Raw genomic sequence first — 20,080 nt, forward strand, 5'->3', positions numbered from 1 at the left:
AGCGCCTTTGATCGTTCTCGCGCAAACGTGCGTTTATTCTTCTTCGTCTTGCTGAATAATGTCGCCATCCGTATCAAGATCATCATCGCTTTGCGGACCACGGTGAATGGCGCGCGCACGCTTGAAATCATGTTTGGACAAGGACCGCAGCCAAGACTGCGCTGTGCGGTGCACATCTTTGCTTTCATCGGCCAAAGCTTCGGGCAGCCAATCGCAAATACGATCCAATGCGATCTGTTCGCGCTCGGACGGATGCGAAGATTTTGCCAAAAACTCAGTGATTCCCAAAGCGGCACGACGTTGTAAAGACGACTCGTGGCGCATCAATTTGTACACTTTGTTCATCCGCGATGTGTCTGCTGCCAGACGACGCTGACATGCTGCGCAAAGTGCGTCAACTTCGGCCCAATTGTCAGCTTGTGCCAGCCAATCGGTGAGATGTGCCCAGACCTCTTGGTCGTCTTTGATACGGGCTTGGGTCAGCAGCTTTGCGGCCATCAAACGGGCGTCGTGAATGTCCGAAGCCCATAAAGACTCAGCCAATTCAAGGCGTTGTGGGAAGCCCACTTCTTTGCGCCATGCGCGCGCCATTTCTTCCAGACGACCAGGTGCAATACCGATATAGTCCCCTGAAGCACCAAAATGTGCTTTGAGTTTCGTGACGCGGGCTTCATCTGCCTCGGCGTGGAGCGCGGTCAGCGCGTTTTCAGGGGTCATGTGTTCATCTTTCCTAACAGTCCCGCTTTGATCGCGGGCCATTCAGCTGCCGTGATCGAATACACGGCTGTATCACGAATTGTACCATTTGCCATCACCATATGCGACCGCAAGATTCCATCAAGTTGTGCGCCCAAGCGTTCAATCGCCCGGCGGCTTTGAGTATTCAGCCTGTGCGTGCGGAATTCGACGGCGATGCAGCCCAAAACGTCAAAGGCGTGGTCGAGCAAAAGCAGTTTGGCTTCAGTGTTTAAATGCGAACGCTGAACATCTTTGGAAATCCAAGTGGACCCAATTTCAACACGCTTTTGCACAGGATCTACATTCATATAGGTGGTCATACCCACAGCGCGCCCATCGGGTGTGCAGATCGTGAAAGGCGTCATTTTTCCATCGATTTGCAACGCCAAACGGCGGTCGATTTCTTGCGTCATGCCCTCTGGCGATGGGATGCTTGTGTACCAAAGTGTGTGCAGGTCACCGACGCAATCGGCCAGACCTGCGCTGTGAGATGCCTCAAGCGGAACCAAGTGAACGTGATCACCTTTGAGAGAAACGGGGGCAGGCCAACTCATGATCTTTGTCCTATTCAACAGTGACAGATTTCGCCAAATTGCGCGGCTGATCCACATCTGTGCCTTTTGCAACGGCGGTGTGATAAGCCAAAAGTTGCGCTGGCACGGCGTATAGGATCGGGGCCAAAGCATCGGGCACGGTGGGCATTTGAATGGTCTGCCAAACACCGTCACCAGCCTCTTTCAACCCCTGTTCGTCTGAGATCAAAAGCACCTTACCGCCACGCGCCATGACCTCTTGCATGTTGGACACTGTTTTCTCAAACAGCTTGTCACGCGGGGCCAAAACGATGATCGGCGTGTTCTGATCGACTAGGGCGATCGGGCCATGCTTTAGCTCGCCAGATGCGTAACCTTCTGCGTGTATGTAGCTGATTTCTTTTAGTTTCAACGCGCCTTCAAGCGCCAGTGGATACATCGCGCCACGGCCCAAAAATAGCACATCACTCGATTCCGCAAGCAAGGCAGAGACATCAGAAATCGCACTTGATTGATCTAAGGCGAGATTCAAAAGTCCTGGCAGACTGCGCAATGCCGACAGCTGTGTTTTGATCTCATCCTCCGACAATACACCACGATCCTGTGCGGCTTTCAGCGCGAGCATCAACAGCACAGTCAACTGGCATGAAAACGCTTTCGTCGAGGCCACACCCACTTCAACGCCTGCCAAAATCGGCAAGGACATATCGCTTTCACGCGCCATTGAGCTCTCGGACGAATTGGTCACTGTGATGATGGTTTCGGCTTTGCCTGCAGTATAGCGCAGCGCTGCCAAAGTGTCGGCGGTCTCACCCGATTGGCTGACATAAATCGCCAAAGTGCGTGGGCTGATCGGCGCTTCACGGTAACGAAATTCAGATGCGATATCGACCTCTACAGGGACTTTGGCTATCTGTTCGAACCAATATTTCGCTGTGAAACAGGCGTAGAACGCCGTGCCACAAGCGACCATGACGATGCGGTCATATTTGGTGAAATCAATGCCTGGTTCAGGCAAAATAAGAGAGGCACCATCAGCTGACATGTAGTAATTCAGCGCCTCGGAAATCACCGTGGGTTGTTCAAATATCTCTTTGGACATGTAGTGTTTGTGCCCGGCTTTTTCGATCCGCGTCGCGTCGATTTTGATTTCACGGCGGGTGCGTTGCACCTGTGCGCCGCTCTCGTCAAAAATCTCAACTGATGTGCGGGTGAGAATAGCACGGTCGCCTTCTTCCAGATAGGTCACTTGATCTGTCATGGGGGCCAAAGCGATGGCATCAGAGCCGACAAACATTTCGCCGTCGCCGTGCCCAATGGCCAGCGGAGAGCCTTTGCGGGCTGCGATCAAAAGATCATCTTGGCCGTCGAACAAGAAACACAAAGCGAAAGCACCTGTAAGCGCATCAATCGTCGCGTTCGCCGCGTCTACAGGCGATTTTCCTGCATCTACAAAGCTTTGCGCCAGAAGTGCGACGGTTTCAGTGTCGGTTTCGGTGACGAATTTATAGCCTTTGGTGGCCAACATTTCGCGTAACTCGCGAAAATTTTCAACGATACCATTGTGCACAACCGCGACAGGACCAGCCTTGTGCGGGTGCGCATTGATCACAGTTGGCGCGCCGTGGGTGGCCCAACGGGTGTGGCCGATGCCAGATTTACCTGCCAGTGGATTGTGCACCAATTCGTCAGACAGATTGACCAGTTTGCCAACCGCACGACGACGATCCAACACGCCATTGTTGACAGTCGCGATGCCAGCGCTGTCATAACCGCGATATTCAAGTCGTTTGAGGGCTTCAACCAAAATGGGCGCAACTTCGTGCTTGCCCAAGACCCCTACAATACCACACATATTATTGACCTTTCGCGGCGTTTTTCGCCTTGAGCGCGCGTAATTTTAAGAAAAGTTTGACTGCCAGCATCGGTTTATTGACTTGTTTGGCGCGCCCGATCGCGAGCGCGCCATTTGGCACATCCGTGGTGATCACAGATCCGCTGGCTGTCATCGCCTCAATCCCCACATTCACAGGCGCGACCAGCATGGTGTTCGAGCCGATAAAGGCGTCACGGCCCACAGTTGTACGGTGTTTGAACACGCCGTCATAGTTGCAGGTGATCGTGCCCGCGCCGATGTTCGCACCATCGCCGATGTCCGCGTCGCCAATATAGGTGAGGTGGCCGACTTTGGTGCCTTCACCGATTTGCGCGTTTTTAATCTCAACGAAATTGCCGACATGGGCGTTGTTGGCCAGCTCAGCCCCGGGGCGTAGGCGGGCAAATGGCCCAGCATCTGCGCCGGTGGAGACATGACAGCCCTCAAGATGGCTGAACGATTTGATCCGTGCGCCGCTTTCAATCGTCACGTTTGGGCCAAAGACCACGTTGGGGTCGATGATCGCATCACGGCCAATATAAGTGTCGAGTGATAAAAACACGGTTTCAGGCGCGACAAGCGTCACGCCGTTTTCTAGCATTTCTGCGCGTTTGGCGTTTTGGAATAAAGCCTCAGCGCGGGCCAATTCTGTGCGGGTGTTGACGCCTAAGGTTTCGGATTCATCACAAGACACGGATGTCGCGGTCAGGCCAGAGGCCCAAGCGATCTCAACCACATCAGGCAGGTAGTATTCGCCCGCAGCATTGTCATTGCCCACACGAGACAACAGATCAAACAGGGTTTTAGAATCTGCACACAGCACACCGGAATTGCATAGGGTGATGGCGCGCTCGGCCTCGGTGGCGTCTTTGAATTCCACGATACGAGAAAGTTTATCGCCATCCATCACCAAGCGACCGTAGCGGCCAGCGTCGGCGGCCTCAAACCCAAGTACCACAACATCGTGTTGGGCACGCGCGGTTTGCATGGCTTCTAGGGTTTCAGCAGAAATAAAGGGCGTGTCACCATAGAGCACAAAGGCATCGCCTTCAAAATCGTGCAGCGCGTCTTTGGCCTGCAACACCGCATGGGCGGTGCCGAGTTGTTCTGTTTGGGTCGCGATCACGATATCTTCGTCAATGGCTTGCGCTGCAGCTGCAACTTGGTCGCCGCCATGACCGACAACAACGACCGTGCGCTCGGGGGCTAAAGCGCCACCTGCGTGTAAGCCATGGGCAAACATAGGCGCATTTCCGATGTGGTGCAGAACTTTCGGCAGGTCCGAATTCATCCGCGACCCTTGCCCTGCGGCAAGTAAAATGAGGGCTGTGGTCATGTGTTCGTCCCAATCTGCTCTTTTCTTTATCTTTACGTCGTTTTACCCATGTCGCAAAGCATCGCAAGGGGCGGGGCTTCACATATTTTAACCATCGGTTACAACAATCGGCAAAGCCTTGCTGGTTTCTCGCTGAATTGCAGCGATTATTGAGAGGATATGGCATGCGGTGCGTGATTTTCGATCTGGATGGCACATTGGTCGACACTGCGGGCGATCTGATCGCTGCGGGCAATCACCAGTTTCAAACTTTGGGATACGGCGATGTTTTAGATCTACATCAAGATGCCATTGTGGCAGGGCAAGGTGTGCGCAAACTTATGGCCGCTGGATTTGCCCGTGTGAAGCCCGACTTTGACGAGGCTGATATAGATGCATCGCACGGTTTAGTGGTTGCGTATTATCGCGACAATATTGCGGTGCATTCCACTTTGTATGACGGCGCTGTGGCGGCGATTGAGGGATTGAAACGGGACGGATATGCGGTTGGCGTTTGCACCAATAAGCCCGAAGGCTTGGCTGAGCTTTTGTTGGGCAAGCTCGGCGTGCGCGATCTGTTTGGGGCTTTGGTGGGCTCAGACACGATGAGCGAACGCAAACCTCATCCGATGCCTTATGCGGCAGCGGTGGCGCGCGCCGGCGGTGATCTTGCGCAGAGTTATCTGGTCGGCGACACCATAACCGACCGCAAAACGGCGACGGCCGCCAATGTGCCCAGTGCCTTGGTCAGCTTTGGCCCGATTGGTCAAGATGTGTTACAGTATGCGCCAGATGCCGTGCTGGATCACTACGATGATTTGGCGCGCATCACGCAGGAGTTGATCGGATGACCGAGGTGTTTACGGGCAATTTCACCCAACAAGAACCCATTCCCGAAGATGCTATTGAGGCTGCTGTGGCGGTGATGCGATCTGGTCGACTGCATCGTTACAACACTTTGCCTGATGAGGCGGGCGAGGTGGCCTTGTTGGAGCAAGAGTTTGCCGCGTTCACAGGGGCAAAATATGCCTTGGCTGTGGCGTCTGGCGGCTATGCCATGGGGTGCGCTTTGCGGGCTGTAGGGGTTGAAGCAGGCGACGCCGTTTTGACCAACGCCTTTACGTTGGCCCCTGTGCCGGGCGCGATTGCCGCCGTGGGCGCGCGGCCTGTTTTTGTTGGCGTCACCGAGGGATTGGTGATTGATCTTGATGATCTACAGGTGAAAATATCGACCAGCGGCGCAAAGGTTTTGATGCTGTCGCATATGCGCGGTCACATCGCTGACATGGATGCTCTCATGTATATTTGTAACGGCGCGGGCGTGATCGTGATTGAGGACTGCGCGCATACAATGGGCGCCACATGGGATGGGGTGCCATCGGGGCGTCACGGAGCCGTTGGATGCTATTCAACCCAGACTTATAAACACATCAATTCGGGCGAGGGCGGGCTGTTGATCACTGACGATGCAGATATTGCAGCGCGGGCGATCATGCTGTCGGGATCGTACATGTTATATGGCAAGCACACAGCTGGCCCGTCTGCCGATGTTTTTGAGACGGTGAAATACGACACGCCCAATGTGTCGGGGCGCATGGATCATTTGCGGGCTGCAATTTTGCGGGTGCAGTTGAAAAATCTACCCAATCAAGTTGAGCATTGGAATGCGCGGTATCGCACTGTTGAAAACGGATTGCGCGATGTCGCTGGGCTTACCCTTATTCAACGCCCACAGGCTGAGGGGTTTGTTGGGTCGTCCATTCAATTTTTGCTGCTGGATTGGGCCGATGCCAAGATCGAAGACTTTATCGCAGGCTGCCTAAAGCGAGGTGTCGAACTCAAATGGTTTGGCGCGCCCGAACCTGTGGCATTTACATCGCGTTACGACAGTTGGCGCTACGCAGACCCGCAACCTTTGCCCGACAGTGACCGCGTGCTGAATGCCATCATCGACATGCGCTTGCCACTGACGTTCAGCGTGGATGATTGCGCGCAACTGGCGCGGATTGTGAAGGATGAGATCGAGTTAGGTGCCTGAGGTTTGGCCTTGATCACCTGTCCTGTATATGGACTGCGACGTGCCCGCAATCAAAGTGCAAAATTTGGAAGTTTTAGGTGCGGTGTCGAGAGCTCTTTTGACGTTTGATGGCGCATATCCAAATTCGGGCAGCACGGGGCAAATCGGCGGTGAGTTGCTGCAAAGCGCCTTGGAAAATGCTAAATCAGACTAAAAAAATCAGGTATTGGGTTCGAATCAACTTTGATGATTAAGGGTTAATCATCCGTGTGCATCTCGGATAAAAAACTTTGTACTTCCCTTGAAACAAAGGGTTTTGACGCGGCTGCGCTTGTTGACGCTGCCCGCACAGAGGTCTAAACCACAGATAGCTTTAGCACACGCGCGCCCACTATCTCGTGGGCCCATCATCAAGGAGCCGCACGTGGAAGACCTGCTTCGGGATTTTCTCCCAGTTATCATTTTCCTCGGCCTCGCCATCGCGCTTGGTCTTGTTTTCATCTTCGCAGCATTGATCATTGCCGTGCGCAATCCTGACCCTGAAAAAGTGTCAGCCTATGAGTGTGGCTTTAACGCATTCGATGACGCGCGTATGAAATTCGATGTGCGGTTCTATCTGGTGTCGATCCTCTTCATCATCTTCGATCTGGAAATCGCTTTCCTCTTCCCTTGGGCCGTCGCGTTCAAGGATGTGGGGCTTGTCGGGTTCTGGTCTATGATGGTGTTCTTGGGTGTTCTCACAGTGGGCTTTGCCTATGAGTGGAAAAAAGGAGCCTTGGAATGGGCGTGATCACTTCTGCCAACACAGCTGGCGCAGACAAAGAAGTCGCGACACAGGCTTTGAACAGCGAATTGCAAGACAAGGGCTTTTTGCTCACGTCTACAGAAGACATCATCAACTGGGCCCGTACAGGGTCGTTGCACTGGATGACCTTTGGTCTTGCCTGTTGCGCGGTTGAAATGATGCACACCTCTATGCCACGCTACGATCTGGAACGCTTTGGTACTGCGCCACGCGCATCGCCACGTCAGTCTGACTTGATGATTGTCGCGGGCACATTGACCAACAAAATGGCACCCGCTTTGCGCAAGGTCTACGACCAAATGCCAGAGCCACGCTACGTGATCTCAATGGGGTCTTGTGCGAACGGTGGCGGATATTACCACTATTCCTACTCTGTTGTGCGTGGTTGTGACCGGATCGTTCCTGTCGATATCTACGTCCCAGGATGTCCTCCAACGGCCGAAGCGTTGCTTTACGGCATCATGCAACTCCAACGCAAAATGCGCCGCACTGGCACGATTGCCCGCTAAGGAGACGGACCTATGAGCGAAGCACTTGAAATTCTGGCGGCGCATATCGAATTGAAACGCCCTGACGATGTGGTCTCAACCGAGATTACGTTTGGCGAATTGACTGTGACCGTGTCACCTGCGGGCATTGTGGATTTTGTCGATTTCTTGAAATCTGACACAACCTGCAAGTTCTCAAGCTTGGTGGACATCACTGCGATTGACAATCCAACCCGCCCTGCGCGGTTTGATGTCGTGTATCATTTCTTGTCCATGTACCAAAACCACCGCATCCGTATTAAAACGGCTGTGCGCGAAGACGAAATGATCGCGTCTATCGTCGACATTCATCCTTCGGCCAACTGGTTCGAGCGTGAAGTCTTTGACATGTTTGGCATCATTTTCTCGGGTCACCCAGATCTGCGTCGCTTGCTGACAGACTACGGGTTCCGTGGTTATCCTTTGCGCAAAGATTTCCCGACCACAGGCTACACAGAAGTGCGCTATGATGAGGCGCTCAAGCGCGTTGTCTACGAACCTGTGTCCTTGACGCAAGAATACCGTCAGTTTGACAATCTCTCACCTTGGGAAGGGGCCAAATATGTCCTTCCTGGCGATGAGAAACCGGAGGCCTAGCGTTTGACGCAGTCGCACCCAAACTTGAGCCCAAGTGAGGCGCTGACAGGCCGTGAATTGAACCGTCGCGATGGGATTATCCTGTTGTTGACGCATAATATGCAAAGCTGGGCAGACACGTTTGTTGTGTCGCTCGACGCTTTTGTAAAAGTAACCTTCGGCGCAGGTTGTGACCAGCCGCGCGCCAATATGGCGAGGGTCTATTAGATGGATGGCAATGTGAGCGACGTTCTGACGGGCGAACAAAAGATCCGCAATTTTAACATCAACTTCGGGCCTCAACACCCTGCGGCGCACGGCGTGTTGCGCATGGTGTTGGAACTGGATGGTGAAATCGTTGAGCGGGCCGACCCGCACATCGGTCTGTTGCACCGTGGCACAGAAAAGTTGATGGAAAGCCGCACCTACCTGCAAAACTTGCCTTACTTGGATCGCCTTGATTACGTGGCGCCGATGAACCAAGAACATGCTTGGTGTATGGCGATTGAGCGTCTTGCTGGCGTTGAAGTTCCACGTCGCGCCTCGTTGATCCGTGTGCTGTTTTCTGAAATTGGCCGCGTGTTGAACCACCTTTTAAACGTCACCACACAAGCGATGGATGTGGGCGCGCTCACGCCGCCGCTTTGGGGTTTTGAAGAGCGTGAAAAGCTGATGATTTTCTACGAGCGCGCCTCTGGTGCTCGCTTGCACGCTGCGTATTTCCGCCCCGGTGGTGTCCACCAAGATCTGACGCCAAAGCTGATCGACGATATCGAAAAGTGGGCAATTGAATTCCCGAAAATGATCGCTGACATCCATACGCTTTTGACCGAAAACCGGATTTTCAAACAGCGTAACGCCGACATTGGTATCATTTCCGAGCAAGAGATCCTTGATTGGGGTTACTCTGGCGTGATGGTGCGTGGCTCTGGTTTGGCGTGGGATTTACGTCGTTCGCAGCCTTACGAGCTGTACGACGAATTCGATTTCAAAATCCCTGTGGGCAAGAATGGCGATTGTTATGATCGCTACCTCGTGCGCATGGCGGAAATGGAAGAATCCACCAAGATCATCTTGCAAGCGATTGAAAAACTCCGTGCGCCTGAGGGCCAAGGTGATATTCTAGCCCGTGGCAAACTCACACCGCCCAAACGTGGCGATATGAAAACGTCAATGGAAGCGCTGATCCACCACTTTAAGCTCTACACCGAAGGCTTCAAGTTGCCTGAGGGCGAAGTTTACGCTGCTGTGGAAGCCCCCAAGGGGGAGTTCGGCGTTTACATGGTCTCTGACGGGACAAACAAACCTTATCGTGCCAAACTCCGCGCTCCGGGGTTCTTGCACCTTCAATCGATGGATCACGTTGCGAAAGGCCACCAGTTGGCTGACGTTGCAGCGCTCATCGGCACCATGGATATCGTTTTTGGGGAGGTGGACCGCTAATGCTACGCCGTCTGCACGCTGAACAACCCGCATCTTTTGCCTTCACTCCTGCCAACCAAGCTTGGGCCGAAGCGCAAATCACGAAATACCCAGAAGGACGTCAACAATCTGCGGTGATCCCGTTGTTGTGGCGCGCTCAGGAACAAGAAAGCTGGCTGACAAAGCCCGCGATCGAACACATTGGCGACATGCTTGGCATGCCTTACATCCGTGTGCTTGAAGTCGCGACGTTCTATTTCATGTTCCAACTGCAGCCTGTGGGCACTGTTGCGCACATCCAAATCTGTGGGACTTTGTCTTGCATGATCTGTGGTGCCGAAGACCTGATGGCTGTCGCTAAAGCGAAAATTTCCCCAACGCCGCACACCGTGTCTGCGGACGGCAAGTTTTCTTGGGAAGAAGTCGAATGTCTGGGCGCGTGTTCCAACGCACCAATGGCGCAAATCGGCAAAGATTATTACGAAGACCTGTCTGCTGAAAACTTCGGCAAACTGATCGACGATATGGCCGCTGGCAATGTCCCACTGCCGGGCCCGCAAAACGGGCGCTTCGCAGCAGAGCCTTTGTCTGGTCTCACGTCTTTGACTGGTGGCGATACAGATAAAAACCAATACAACGCGTCTGTGGCTTTGGCCGCAGATATCGGTGATACGCTAAAACGTATTGATGGGACCGAAGTGCCTTTGCTGACACCTTGGCTCAAAGGTGGCGCACGCACAGGTGCCAAACCACCAAAACCAGCGGCTCCCGCAAAATCGGCGGTGCAACAAGCGGCTGACAAAAAGGCAAAAGCGGTTACCACCAAGGTGCCATCAAAGAAATTGGCAGAAAAATCTGTCGGCAAACCTGATGTGAAACCAGCGGCAACGCCTGCAAAGAAATCGGTTCCTGCAGCACCAAAAGCAACAGTTGCGGATAACATTCCTGTTGCCGTTCAAAAGAAACCTCGCACCATGAAAGCGCCACGCAAAGCCGGTGCTGACGATTTGAAAATGCTCAAAGGTGTTGGGCCAAAACTAGAAGAAACGCTGAACACACTAGGGTTCTGGCATTTTGATCAAATCGCAAAATGGACAGCCGAAGAAATTTCATGGGTGGATGACAACCTGAAATTCAAAGGCCGCATCGAACGCGATGGATGGGTCGAGCAAGCCAAAATTCTTGCCGAAGGCGGCACAACCGAATTCTCTAAACGCGCGAAATACTGATTTTTACGACCAAACGGGTAAGTGGCCGAAAGTGCCACACCTCAGTTCAACAGGGACAGTAAAGGAGTACGGCAATGAGTGAGACAACATCAAGTAATACGCAAAGAATATGGCTGATATCGGCCATAGCAGGAATTTTGGCGTTTTTGGCGCTACTTTATATTGCCAATTACTCAACCGTCGCCTCGCTTATCGTCGGGGTTCTCTTTGCTGTTTTGGTTGGCATTCTATTGTGGATCGGCTGGTACAAAGACCCACAAGCCGAAAGCGATTTGGCGGATCGTACAGCGCAGCAACAAGCAGCGGTCACTGCAGCCTCTGATGCAACAGCAAAAGATATTGCCGCAACTTCAGCGGCGAACGCACCTGAGCACACCGCGGTCGCTGCGATTGATATGAGCGCGGCTGCAACTCAAACGGCTGATGTGGATACCACACCAGTTGTTGCTGATCCTGTCGCGGCAGCCCCTAAAAAAGCGGCTCCTAAAAAGGCAGCAACGAAAGCGCCAGCAAAGCCTAAAGCTGCCGCTGCAGCCAAAACGGCACCTGCCGCGAAAAAAGCAGCGCCTGCGAAAAAGACAACAGCCAAAGCGGCGGCGACAAAACCAGTTGCTAAAGTCGCTGCCACCAAAGCACCAGTCGCAGCGAAAGCTCCTGCAGCCGCAAAAGCACCATCTGCAAAAGCAGCTGTGGCCAAAGACGGCAAGCCGGCGCTTTTGACCGCAGCACGTGCGAGTGGGGCGGATGATTTGAAACAACTCAAAGGGGTTGGGCCAAAGCTTGAGCAAACGCTGAATGGTCTTGGGTTTTACCACTTTGATCAGATCGCAGGTCTGCGCAAAAAAGAAATCACTTGGCTTGATGAACAGCTCACACGGTCATCTGCAGCGCAGATTACCGAATGGAGCAGTCAGGCTAAAGTTCTCGCAAAGGGCGGGGAAACAGAATTTTCAAAACGCGTCAAAAAAGGCGACGTGTATTGATGGGATTGAAACATGGCTCCTGATAAAGACTCACGTCTGGCGAAAAAAGCGCGACTTGTCTCGCTGGTTATTGCTGGAACGATGGTTCTTTGGATTGGGGCTCAGTGGGTTGGTAGCACATTGGGTTTGACCACTCGGTATGCAGTGCTATTCGACCTCTTGGCGCTCGCCGCATTTGTGTGGGCGCTTATCGTGATTTATCAGATCTGGCGCGCGCGCCAGAGTAGCTGAAGGAAGAGACGCTATGCTCAAAGATCAAGATCGGATCTTTACCAATATCTACGGGATGCATGATCGCAGCCTCAAAGGCGCTATGGCGCGTGGACATTGGGACGGCACCGCCGGCATCATCAAAAAAGGTCGTGACTGGATCATCGACCAGATGAAAGCCTCTGGCTTGCGTGGCCGTGGTGGCGCGGGTTTTCCAACGGGTCTCAAGTGGTCGTTTATGCCCAAAGAATCCGATGGTCGCCCAAGCTACTTGGTGATCAACGCGGATGAATCTGAGCCTGGTACATGTAAAGATCGCGAAATCATGCGTCACGATCCGCACACGCTGATCGAAGGGGCGTTGATCGCGTCCTTCGCAATGAATGCAAACGCCTGCTACATCTACCTGCGCGGTGAATACATTCGCGAACGCGAAGCGCTGCAAATGGCGATTGATGAATGCTACGACGCTGGCCTTTTGGGCAAGAACGCAGCCAAATCAGGTTGGGACATGGATGTCTATCTGCACCATGGGGCAGGGGCGTATATTTGTGGTGAAGAAACTGCATTGCTCGAAAGCTTAGAGGGCAAAAAAGGCATGCCACGGATGAAGCCACCGTTCCCAGCGGGCGCGGGCTTGTACGGTTGTCCGACCACTGTGAACAACGTTGAATCCATCGCAGTTGCACCGACCATTTTACGTCGCGGCCCTGAGTGGTTTGCGGGCTTTGGTCGCCCTAACAATGCGGGCACGAAATTGTTCGCGATCTCTGGTCACGTCAACAACCCGTGTGTTGTCGAAGAAGCCATGTCGATCTCGTTTGAAGAGTTGATTGAAACCCACTGCGGCGGTATTCGCGGCGGTTGGGACAATCTGTTGGCGGTGATCCCCGGTGGGTCATCCGTGCCATTGGTGCGCGGCGAAAATATGAAAGACGCGATCATGGACTTTGACTATTTGCGCGGTGAGCTTGGCTCTGGCCTTGGCACGGCTGCGGTCATCGTCATGGACAAATCCACCGACATCATCAAAGCCATCCACCGCCTGTCTATGTTCTACAAACACGAGTCTTGTGGCCAATGTACGCCGTGCCGCGAAGGCACAGGTTGGATGATGCGCGTGATGGATCGTCTGGTAAAAGGCGAAGCTGAACTGGAAGAGATTGACATGCTTTGGGATGTAACCAAGCAGGTTGAGGGCCACACAATTTGTGCGCTCGGCGACGCTGCAGCTTGGCCAATCCAAGGCTTGATCCGCAACTTCCGCGAAGAAATTGAAGACCGTATCAAAGCACAAAAATCGGGCCGTATGGGCGCGATGGCGGCGGAGTAAAAGACACAGATGCAGCCCATTGGAACACATATAGCGGAACTCAACATCGGACGACTCATTGCGCCGACCGATGATCCGCGCGTGGCCGATTTTATGGGCGCACTGGATATGGTGAATGGTCTTGGTAAACGCATGCCGGGCTTTGTTTGGATGATGGAAGGCTCGGGCGAACCGGGCACCGGAAACACCGAAAATGCTATTGGCGACGATCCACAGTTCGTTGCCAATATGACCGTGTGGGAAGACGTGCAGAGCTTAGAGCATTTCGTTTTCAACACGGTTCACAAGAAATTCTACGACCGTCGCGAAGAGTGGTTCCAAATCTTGGGTGGCCAGCACTTTGTAATGTGGTACGTAGAGCAAGGGCATAAGCCCAGCTTGGATGAGGCGCTTGAACGCCTTGCCTACAAGGAAAAACATGGGGACAGCGATCACGCCTTTGGCTGGTCGTATCTAAAAGAAGCGCAATTGCACATCACAAATGCATGCACGCCACCTGTTATGGAGTCCCAACATGTCTAAGTTTAAAACCCTTATCTTTACATCCCTGCTTTTGGTTCCTCTTTCTGGCATTGCCGCGAGTGCGGCCATCGCCAAGGATCTGCGCGATGAACCAACAATCGACAGACCTATGTTTGCCGTCGCGCTCGCGATTGAGATTTCCGACAAATGTACCAGCATTGATGCGCGTAAACTCAAAGGGTTGAATGTCCTTTGGGGGCTGAAAACCAAGGCGTCTAAGCTTGGGTATTCGGACGCTGAAATCAAAGCATATGTCGAAAGTGATGCAGAAAAATCGCGCATGCGTCGCCTTGGCGAAATTTATGTGAAGTCCAAAGGCTTGAACCCGACAAGTGGCGTAGATTTGTGCACACTTGGACAACAAGAAATTGCAGTAAATTCTTTGACGGGGTCTTTGCTGCGCAGTCGTAATTGAGGGGCCTCAGCCCTTTCGTATTCAGTTCCCGCATCTTCGCGGGTGAGATCAAATCGGCGCTGTAAAAGGTGCCTCTAAATACCGAAGGTGCGGCGCATACCGCGTGCGGCACCTTCATGAAACACAGGTGACGTGATATGGCAGATACGCGCAAACTTATCATTGACGGAAATGAAGTCGAGGTCGATCCGGCCATGACGATCTTGCAGGCTTGTGAAGTCGCAGGGATCGAAGTGCCGCGCTTTTGCTACCATGAGCGTCTCTCAATCGCAGGCAACTGCCGCATGTGTCTGGTCGAGGTCGTTGGCGGCCCGCCCAAACCTGCTGCATCTTGCGCGATGCAGGTCAAAGATTTGCGCCCCGGCCCAGAAGGTGCACCACCCGTGGTGAAAACCAATTCACCAATGGTGAAAAAAGCCCGCGAAGGCGTGATGGAATTCTTGCTCATCAATCACCCGCTGGATTGCCCGATCTGTGACCAAGGTGGCGAATGCGATTTGCAAGACCAAGCCATGGCTTACGGTGTTGATTTCTCACGCTTCCGCGAACCAAAACGCGCGACAGAAGACTTGGATTTGGGGCCACTCGTTGCCACAACCATGACGCGCTGTATTTCTTGCACCCGCTGTGTGCGCTTCACGACTGAGGTCGCAGGCATCACGCAAATGGGTCAAACGGGGCGCGGCGAAGATTCCGAGATCACCAGCTATTTGAACGAAACGCTCGTGTCCAACTTGCAAGGTAACATCATCGATCTTTGCCCCGTTGGCGCGCTGACATCAAAACCCTACGCCTTTACCGCGCGTCCTTGGGAATTGACCAAAACGGAAACCATCGATGTGATGGACGCTTTGGGATCAAACATCCGCGTTGACACCAAAGGCCGTGAAGTGATGCGCATTTTGCCACGCAACCACGATGGCGTGAACGAAGAGTGGATTTCTGACAAAACACGTTTCGTTTGGGATGGGCTGCGTCGTCAGCGTTTGGACACGCCCTACATCCGTGAAAACGGCAAGCTGCGCAAAGCAAGCTGGTCCGAAGCTTTGGCCTTTGCTGCCAAAGGTATGAAGGGCAAAAAAGTTGCCGGTCTTATCGGTGATCTCGTACCTGTTGAGGCGGCTTTCGCGTTGAAGCAATTGGTCGAAAGTCTTGGTGGTAAAGTTGAATCCCGTGTGGATGGCGCGAAATTGCCCGCCGGAAATCGTTCTGCCTACGTTGGCACCGCGACCATCGAAGACATCGACACAGCTGATATGATCCAATTGATCGGCACAAACCCTCGCGAAGAAGCGCCCGTTTTGAATGCGCGTATCCGTGCGGCTTGGGCGCGCGGCGCAGATGTGGGTGTGATCGGTGAAGCTGTTGATCTGACATACGAATACCATCACGTCGGCACAGATCGTGCCGCGCTTGTGGAATTGGCTGGACGTGAAATCTCTGCCGAGACTCGTGATGAGAAAAATACATTGGTTATCGTTGGCCAAGGTGCCTTGCACGAGGCCGACGGCGAAGCTGTTTTGTCACAAGCGATGAAACTGGCGGAAAACTCTGGCGCGAAATTGATGATCTTGCACACTGCCGCGTCCCGCGTTGGTGCGATGGACATTGACGCTGTGACAGACGGTGGTCTTGATGCGGCGCTTGATGGAGCCGAAGTGGTTTACAACTTGGGCGCTGACGAAGTTGAAATTGCTGGCGAAGCTTTCGTGATCTACCAAGGGTCGCACGGCGATCGTGGCGCACACCGCGCTGACGTGATTTTCCCCGGCGCTGCCTATACCGAAGAATCCGGTCTGTTCGTTAACACAGAAGGGCGTCCACAATTGGCTGCGCGCGCCTCGTTCCCTCCTGGGGATGCGAAAGAAAACTGGGCGATTTTGCGGGCTTTGTCTGCTGAACTTGACGCGACTTTGGCGTATTCCACATTGGCGGGTTTGCGTACGGCGCTGGTTGAAGCTGTACCGCACTTTGCCGAGTTGGATCACGTGACAGAGAATGCTTGGAAACGCGTGCCTTTGCGCAAGCCTGCAAAAGCATCGATCCGTTATGCTGTGAAAGATTTCTACCTGACAAACCCGATTGCACGTGCGTCGGCTTTGATGGCCGAACTGTCAGCCGCTGCAAAAGCCCGTTCCGAAGAAACATTGGCGGCCGAATAAGAATGAGCGTCTCGCACACATACAAACGCCTTTCACAGCGTGTCGCCAAAATCACCCTTGGGTGTGTTTTGTCGGCCGTTGTTATGGGCTGTGTGCAAAACGCGCCAGACGTCAGCCGTGCACAAGGCATGCCGACCTATTTGGGCGTGGAAACACGCCTTTTGGACGGGGATTTGGTGAATTTCATCGTGTCCGTGACTGGTCAGGCGACCAAAAACGACGTGGCGGCATATTCGGAATGTGCCGCTGCACAATACGCGTTGATCCGAGGCTTTGGATTTGCGCGTCACTTGCGAACAAATGTCTCACAAGAGGCTGGAATTTGGCGTGCGGATGCTGTTTACACCATCTCATCAGCGCTCCCCGATGGTTTGCGAACGATTGACGCTGAGGTCATCGTTTCGAATTGCCGCGAATTTAGAATACCGACGGTGTGAAGGACTACGAAATGGTCGAATTTTTCACGACAACAAATCTTGGCATTGCGCTTATGATCCTCGGACAATGTCTGTTGGTTCTGTTGCCTTTGTTTATCGCACTCGCCTTTTTGATGTATGGCGATCGCAAAATCTGGGCTGCGGTTCAGATGCGCAAAGGGCCCAACATTGTTGGCGCTTTTGGCTTGCTGCAATCCTTTGCGGATTTCATCAAATATATCGTCAAAGAGGTGGTTGTGCCTGCGGGGGCTGACAAATTTGTCTTTTACCTCGCGCCAATGATCACCTTTGTCATGGCAACAATCGCTTGGGTTGCTATCCCTTGGAATGACGGTTGGGTGATCTCTGATCTCAACGTCGCGATCTTGTATATCTTTGCGATTTCATCGCTTGAAGTGTACGGCGTGATCATGGGGGGCTGGGCGTCCAACTCGAAATATCCTTTTCTTGGCGCACTTCGTTCTGCCGCGCAGATGATTTCGTATGAGGTCTCAATCGGGCTCATCATTATCGGTGTGATCATTTCATCAGGTTCTATGAACTTTGGCGATATCGTGGCCGCGCAAGATGGCCGTTTTGGTATCTTCTCATGGTACTGGATCCCGCATTTCCCAATGGTTGTGTTGTTCTTTGTGTCTGCCTTGGCCGAAACAAACCGCCCACCGTTCGATTTGCCCGAAGCAGAATCCGAACTCGTGGCGGGCTACCAAGTGGAATACTCATCCACACCATTCCTTTTGTTCATGATGGGCGAATTGATGGCCGTGGTTTTGATGTGTGCGCTGATCTCGCTGATGTTCTTCGGCGGTTGGTTGTCACCTATTCCAGGTCTGCCTGATGGCATCTTCTGGATGATCCTCAAAATGGGTTTCTTCTTCTTTATCTTCTCGATGGTAAAGGCGATCACCCCTCGCTACCGCTACGACCAATTGATGCGCATTGGCTGGAAAGTCTTTTTGCCATTGTCACTCGCTTGGGTCGTTCTCGTGGCATTCTTTGCGCAATTCGGTGCCTTCGGCGGTGCTTACGCCCGCTGGGCAATTGGAGGCTAAATCATGGCTCAGGCAAAACAAGAATTCGACTACACCCGCGCTGTGAAATACTTCTTGATGACAGACGTCATCGCTGGTTTTCGGATCGGTTTGCGGTATTTCTTTAGCCCCAAGGCAACGATCAACTACCCGCACGAAAAGGGGCCTTTGTCCCCACGTTTTCGCGGCGAACATGCATTGCGTCGTTACCCTAATGGCGAAGAGCGCTGTATCGCGTGTAAATTGTGTGAGGCCGTGTGCCCTGCGCAAGCGATCACCATCGACGCGGAACCGCGCGATGACGGATCACGCCGCACAACGCGGTACGATATCGATATGACAAAATGCATCTACTGCGGATTCTGCCAAGAAGCTTGCCCTGTGGATGCGATTGTTGAAGGCCCAAATTTCGAATTCGCAACGGAAACCCGCGAAGAGTTATTCTACGATAAAGAAAAGCTTTTGGACAACGGCGCACGTTGGGAAGCAGAAATTGCTCGCAACCTTGAATTGGATGCACCTTACCGATGACCGATTTTAAAAAGCTTTTCGAGGATATGACTGCCCAAGGCCAAAAGATGGCCGAAGCGTTTAACCCTGCGCTCAAAGATTTTGAGATGCCGGGCCTTGATCAGCTTTTTCCCACCCTGTCCACTGAACAGTTGGACATGATGTGGGGTACAAAATTTAACCCCGAGGGTCTGGACGCCAAAACGCGTCTTCTCGTGGTTTTGGCCGGCCAAACGGTATTGGGCGCACAAGCCGAAGCACCGTTTAAAGCGACAGTGCGTAATGCACTAAAAGCTGGGGCCACAAAACAGCAGATCGGTGAAACGATCTATCAAATGTCGATGCTGGGCGGTTTGCCCGCAATGTCAAAGGCGCTTGGCTTCGTCACCGAAGTGTTCGCCGAAAAGCAGGAGGACAGTGCATGACTGTCGCGGATTACGCATTTTACCTTTTCGCCATTCTATTGGTGGCGTCGGGTCTGTTTACAGTGGTGGCGCGCAACCCCGTCCACTCTGTGCTCTGGCTCATTTTGACCTTTTTGTCCGCATCGGGACTTTTTGTCCTGCTTGGCGCTGAATTCGTCGCGATGCTGTTGATCATCGTTTACGTGGGCGCCGTGATGGTGCTTTTCCTCTTTGTGGTGATGATGCTGGATGTCGATTTTGCAGAGTTGCGCGGCGGCATGGCGAAATTTATGCCCTTTGCTTTGCTGATCGGCGTTGTCGTCTTGATGCAGCTGAGCATCGCATTTGGTGACTGGCATGTGGCCGAAGGCGTTAATGTTGCTGCCTCTCTCGGTGATATCCAAGGCACGGAAGTTCACAACACCGCCGCTTTGGGGCTGTTGATGTACGATGAATACCTGCTGTTGTTTCAACTTGCAGGTTTGGTTTTGCTGACGGCTATGATCGGCGCGATTGTTTTGACTTTGCGTCATAATCCAAATGTGAAACGCCAAAACGTTATCGCCCAGATGCACCGCGATCCAGCCAAGGCGATGGAACTTAAAGACGTGAAATCGGGGCAGGGGCTTTAAGTCTCTGCGCAGATCCTAAAACCGACGGGCGGTCCGCTGCCCTGAACTGAAAAGCCGCCACAAAGGCGCGAAAAAAGAACTGAGGGACGACATGGTCGGACTTGAACATTACCTAGCAGTCGCAGGAGCGCTGTTTGTCATCGGGATTTTCGGTCTCTTTTTGAACCGAAAGAACGTGATCATCATTTTGATGTCCGTTGAATTGATCCTGTTGTCGGTCAACATAAATCTCGTGGCCTTTTCATCCTTTTCGGGTGATCTGGTCGGGCAGATTTTCACCATGCTGGTCCTGACGGTTGCAGCAGCCGAGGCCGCGATTGGTCTGGCTATTCTCGTAGGCTTCTTCCGCAACCGCGGCACGATTGATGTTGAAGACATCAACGTGATGAAAGGGTAAGGGCAC

General features: G+C 53.0%; 25 protein-coding genes. 21 read left to right on the forward strand and 4 right to left on the reverse strand.

Going from position 1 to position 20,080, the window contains the following annotated elements; translation table 11 throughout:
- Nucleotides 1-33: 33 nt before the first annotated feature.
- The 4 genes from BM025_RS08470 to glmU are packed head-to-tail and all read right to left on the reverse strand — an operon-like array spanning nt 34 to nt 4,483.
- The gene (locus BM025_RS08470) at nt 34-717 is read right to left on the reverse strand and encodes a DNA alkylation repair protein (protein WP_170842161.1); all 684 of its coding nucleotides are present in this window, start codon (nt 715-717) and stop codon (nt 34-36) included.
- A complete protein-coding gene (locus BM025_RS08475) occupies nt 714-1,292 on the reverse strand; it encodes a GNAT family N-acetyltransferase (protein WP_085849303.1) in 579 nt (192 codons plus the stop codon). The genes BM025_RS08470 and BM025_RS08475 overlap by 4 nt, the downstream gene beginning before the upstream one ends.
- A 10-nt stretch (nt 1,293-1,302) precedes the next feature.
- Complete coding sequence (gene glmS, locus BM025_RS08480) at nt 1,303-3,126, reverse strand: glutamine--fructose-6-phosphate transaminase (isomerizing) (RefSeq protein ID WP_085849302.1); 1,824 nt, start codon at nt 3,124-3,126, stop codon at nt 1,303-1,305.
- A 1-nt stretch (nt 3,127) separates the two neighbouring features.
- Entirely contained in the window at nt 3,128-4,483 is a 1,356-nt protein-coding gene (gene glmU, locus BM025_RS08485; protein ID WP_085849301.1) for a bifunctional UDP-N-acetylglucosamine diphosphorylase/glucosamine-1-phosphate N-acetyltransferase GlmU, read from the reverse strand.
- Between the two features lie 164 nt (nt 4,484-4,647).
- Here glmU and BM025_RS08490 point away from each other — a divergent pair, with 164 nt between their 5' ends.
- The 21 genes from BM025_RS08490 to nuoK all read left to right on the forward strand — a co-directional run bounded on the left by BM025_RS08490 (nt 4,648) and on the right by nuoK (nt 20,074).
- Nucleotides 4,648-5,313, forward strand: coding sequence for an HAD-IA family hydrolase (locus BM025_RS08490; RefSeq protein ID WP_085849300.1), 666 nt, complete (start codon nt 4,648-4,650; stop codon nt 5,311-5,313).
- The gene (locus tag BM025_RS08495; protein ID WP_085849299.1) at nt 5,310-6,500 is read left to right on the forward strand and encodes a DegT/DnrJ/EryC1/StrS family aminotransferase; all 1,191 of its coding nucleotides are present in this window, start codon (nt 5,310-5,312) and stop codon (nt 6,498-6,500) included. The genes BM025_RS08490 and BM025_RS08495 overlap by 4 nt, the downstream gene beginning before the upstream one ends.
- 40 nt (nt 6,501-6,540) lie before the next feature.
- Entirely contained in the window at nt 6,541-6,693 is a 153-nt protein-coding gene (locus tag BM025_RS19180; protein ID WP_170842162.1) for a hypothetical protein, read from the forward strand.
- Between the two features lie 210 nt (nt 6,694-6,903).
- Nucleotides 6,904-7,269, forward strand: coding sequence for an NADH-quinone oxidoreductase subunit A (locus tag BM025_RS08500; RefSeq protein WP_085849298.1), 366 nt, complete (start codon nt 6,904-6,906; stop codon nt 7,267-7,269).
- On the forward strand, nt 7,260-7,793 hold the full coding sequence (locus BM025_RS08505; RefSeq protein ID WP_085849297.1) for a NuoB/complex I 20 kDa subunit family protein: 534 nt from the start codon (nt 7,260-7,262) through the stop codon (nt 7,791-7,793). The genes BM025_RS08500 and BM025_RS08505 overlap by 10 nt, the downstream gene beginning before the upstream one ends.
- 12 nt (nt 7,794-7,805) lie before the next feature.
- Nucleotides 7,806-8,408 carry an NADH-quinone oxidoreductase subunit C gene (locus tag BM025_RS08510; RefSeq protein ID WP_085849296.1) on the forward strand — a complete coding sequence of 201 codons (603 nt, stop codon included), beginning with the start codon at nt 7,806-7,808 and terminating at the stop codon, nt 8,406-8,408.
- Nucleotides 8,409-8,411: 3 nt separating this feature from the next.
- Complete coding sequence (locus tag BM025_RS08515) at nt 8,412-8,615, forward strand: hypothetical protein (protein WP_085849295.1); 204 nt, start codon at nt 8,412-8,414, stop codon at nt 8,613-8,615.
- Nucleotides 8,616-9,830 (forward strand): NADH-quinone oxidoreductase subunit D, encoded by a 1,215-nt coding sequence (locus BM025_RS08520; protein WP_085849294.1) that lies wholly within the window; start codon nt 8,616-8,618, stop codon nt 9,828-9,830.
- On the forward strand, nt 9,830-11,038 hold the full coding sequence (locus tag BM025_RS08525; RefSeq protein ID WP_085849293.1) for an NADH-quinone oxidoreductase subunit E: 1,209 nt from the start codon (nt 9,830-9,832) through the stop codon (nt 11,036-11,038). The genes BM025_RS08520 and BM025_RS08525 overlap by 1 nt, the downstream gene beginning before the upstream one ends.
- Before the next feature lie 74 nt (nt 11,039-11,112).
- Complete coding sequence (locus BM025_RS08530; RefSeq protein ID WP_085849292.1) at nt 11,113-12,021, forward strand: NADH-quinone oxidoreductase subunit E; 909 nt, start codon at nt 11,113-11,115, stop codon at nt 12,019-12,021.
- A gap of 12 nt (nt 12,022-12,033) precedes the next feature.
- Nucleotides 12,034-12,252 (forward strand): DUF5337 domain-containing protein, encoded by a 219-nt coding sequence (locus BM025_RS08535; protein ID WP_085849291.1) that lies wholly within the window; start codon nt 12,034-12,036, stop codon nt 12,250-12,252.
- Between the two features lie 13 nt (nt 12,253-12,265).
- Nucleotides 12,266-13,564 carry an NADH-quinone oxidoreductase subunit NuoF gene (nuoF, locus tag BM025_RS08540; RefSeq protein WP_085849290.1) on the forward strand — a complete coding sequence of 433 codons (1,299 nt, stop codon included), beginning with the start codon at nt 12,266-12,268 and terminating at the stop codon, nt 13,562-13,564.
- Between the two features lie 9 nt (nt 13,565-13,573).
- Complete coding sequence (locus tag BM025_RS08545) at nt 13,574-14,086, forward strand: DUF3291 domain-containing protein (protein WP_085849289.1); 513 nt, start codon at nt 13,574-13,576, stop codon at nt 14,084-14,086.
- A complete protein-coding gene (locus tag BM025_RS08550) occupies nt 14,079-14,501 on the forward strand; it encodes a DUF5333 domain-containing protein (RefSeq protein ID WP_085849288.1) in 423 nt (140 codons plus the stop codon). Before BM025_RS08545 ends, BM025_RS08550 begins: the two co-directional genes overlap by 8 nt.
- Nucleotides 14,502-14,638: 137 nt before the next feature.
- Complete coding sequence (nuoG, locus tag BM025_RS08555; protein WP_085849287.1) at nt 14,639-16,663, forward strand: NADH-quinone oxidoreductase subunit NuoG; 2,025 nt, start codon at nt 14,639-14,641, stop codon at nt 16,661-16,663.
- A 2-nt stretch (nt 16,664-16,665) separates the two neighbouring features.
- On the forward strand, nt 16,666-17,100 hold the full coding sequence (locus tag BM025_RS08560; RefSeq protein ID WP_370738061.1) for a hypothetical protein: 435 nt from the start codon (nt 16,666-16,668) through the stop codon (nt 17,098-17,100).
- 11 nt (nt 17,101-17,111) lie between these two features.
- Nucleotides 17,112-18,152, forward strand: coding sequence for an NADH-quinone oxidoreductase subunit NuoH (gene nuoH, locus BM025_RS08565; protein WP_085849286.1), 1,041 nt, complete (start codon nt 17,112-17,114; stop codon nt 18,150-18,152).
- A gap of 3 nt (nt 18,153-18,155) precedes the next feature.
- Nucleotides 18,156-18,662 (forward strand): NADH-quinone oxidoreductase subunit NuoI, encoded by a 507-nt coding sequence (gene nuoI, locus BM025_RS08570; protein ID WP_085849285.1) that lies wholly within the window; start codon nt 18,156-18,158, stop codon nt 18,660-18,662.
- Nucleotides 18,659-19,066, forward strand: a complete 408-nt coding sequence (locus BM025_RS08575) for a carboxymuconolactone decarboxylase family protein (protein ID WP_085849284.1) — start codon at nt 18,659-18,661, stop codon at nt 19,064-19,066. The genes nuoI and BM025_RS08575 overlap by 4 nt, the downstream gene beginning before the upstream one ends.
- The gene (locus BM025_RS08580) at nt 19,063-19,677 is read left to right on the forward strand and encodes an NADH-quinone oxidoreductase subunit J (protein ID WP_085849283.1); all 615 of its coding nucleotides are present in this window, start codon (nt 19,063-19,065) and stop codon (nt 19,675-19,677) included. The genes BM025_RS08575 and BM025_RS08580 overlap by 4 nt, the downstream gene beginning before the upstream one ends.
- A 91-nt stretch (nt 19,678-19,768) precedes the next feature.
- Nucleotides 19,769-20,074 (forward strand): NADH-quinone oxidoreductase subunit NuoK, encoded by a 306-nt coding sequence (gene nuoK / locus BM025_RS08585; RefSeq protein ID WP_085849282.1) that lies wholly within the window; start codon nt 19,769-19,771, stop codon nt 20,072-20,074.
- Nucleotides 20,075-20,080: the final 6 nt, after the last annotated feature.

The sequence above is a fragment of the Pacificibacter marinus genome, from assembly GCF_900109555.1.
Taxonomy (GTDB): Bacteria; Pseudomonadota; Alphaproteobacteria; order Rhodobacterales; family Rhodobacteraceae; genus Celeribacter; species Celeribacter marinus_C.

Bases quoted from the DNA above. Each gene is read 5' to 3' on its own strand.
- nuoK (WP_085849282.1), top strand. From the start codon at position 19,769: ATGGTCGGACTTGAACATTACCTAGCAGTCGCAGGAGCGCTGTTTGTC.
- nuoF (WP_085849290.1), top strand. From the start codon at position 12,266: ATGCTCAAAGATCAAGATCGGATCTTTACCAATATCTACGGGATGCAT.
- nuoI (WP_085849285.1), top strand. From the start codon at position 18,156: ATGGCTCAGGCAAAACAAGAATTCGACTACACCCGCGCTGTGAAATAC.
- BM025_RS08560 (WP_370738061.1), top strand. From the start codon at position 16,666: ATGAGCGTCTCGCACACATACAAACGCCTTTCACAGCGTGTCGCCAAA.
- BM025_RS08575 (WP_085849284.1), top strand. From the start codon at position 18,659: ATGACCGATTTTAAAAAGCTTTTCGAGGATATGACTGCCCAAGGCCAA.
- BM025_RS08470 (WP_170842161.1), bottom strand. From the start codon at position 717: ATGACCCCTGAAAACGCGCTGACCGCGCTCCACGCCGAGGCAGATGAA.
- BM025_RS08580 (WP_085849283.1), top strand. From the start codon at position 19,063: ATGACTGTCGCGGATTACGCATTTTACCTTTTCGCCATTCTATTGGTG.
- glmS (WP_085849302.1), bottom strand. From the start codon at position 3,126: ATGTGTGGTATTGTAGGGGTCTTGGGCAAGCACGAAGTTGCGCCCATT.
- BM025_RS08535 (WP_085849291.1), top strand. From the start codon at position 12,034: ATGGCTCCTGATAAAGACTCACGTCTGGCGAAAAAAGCGCGACTTGTC.
- BM025_RS08550 (WP_085849288.1), top strand. From the start codon at position 14,079: ATGTCTAAGTTTAAAACCCTTATCTTTACATCCCTGCTTTTGGTTCCT.
- BM025_RS08525 (WP_085849293.1), top strand. From the start codon at position 9,830: ATGCTACGCCGTCTGCACGCTGAACAACCCGCATCTTTTGCCTTCACT.
- BM025_RS08490 (WP_085849300.1), top strand. From the start codon at position 4,648: ATGCGGTGCGTGATTTTCGATCTGGATGGCACATTGGTCGACACTGCG.
- BM025_RS08505 (WP_085849297.1), top strand. From the start codon at position 7,260: ATGGGCGTGATCACTTCTGCCAACACAGCTGGCGCAGACAAAGAAGTC.
- BM025_RS08495 (WP_085849299.1), top strand. From the start codon at position 5,310: ATGACCGAGGTGTTTACGGGCAATTTCACCCAACAAGAACCCATTCCC.
- BM025_RS08510 (WP_085849296.1), top strand. From the start codon at position 7,806: ATGAGCGAAGCACTTGAAATTCTGGCGGCGCATATCGAATTGAAACGC.
- glmU (WP_085849301.1), bottom strand. From the start codon at position 4,483: ATGACCACAGCCCTCATTTTACTTGCCGCAGGGCAAGGGTCGCGGATG.
- nuoG (WP_085849287.1), top strand. From the start codon at position 14,639: ATGGCAGATACGCGCAAACTTATCATTGACGGAAATGAAGTCGAGGTC.
- BM025_RS08475 (WP_085849303.1), bottom strand. From the start codon at position 1,292: ATGAGTTGGCCTGCCCCCGTTTCTCTCAAAGGTGATCACGTTCACTTG.
- BM025_RS08530 (WP_085849292.1), top strand. From the start codon at position 11,113: ATGAGTGAGACAACATCAAGTAATACGCAAAGAATATGGCTGATATCG.
- BM025_RS08545 (WP_085849289.1), top strand. From the start codon at position 13,574: ATGCAGCCCATTGGAACACATATAGCGGAACTCAACATCGGACGACTC.
- BM025_RS08520 (WP_085849294.1), top strand. From the start codon at position 8,616: ATGGATGGCAATGTGAGCGACGTTCTGACGGGCGAACAAAAGATCCGC.
- nuoH (WP_085849286.1), top strand. From the start codon at position 17,112: ATGGTCGAATTTTTCACGACAACAAATCTTGGCATTGCGCTTATGATC.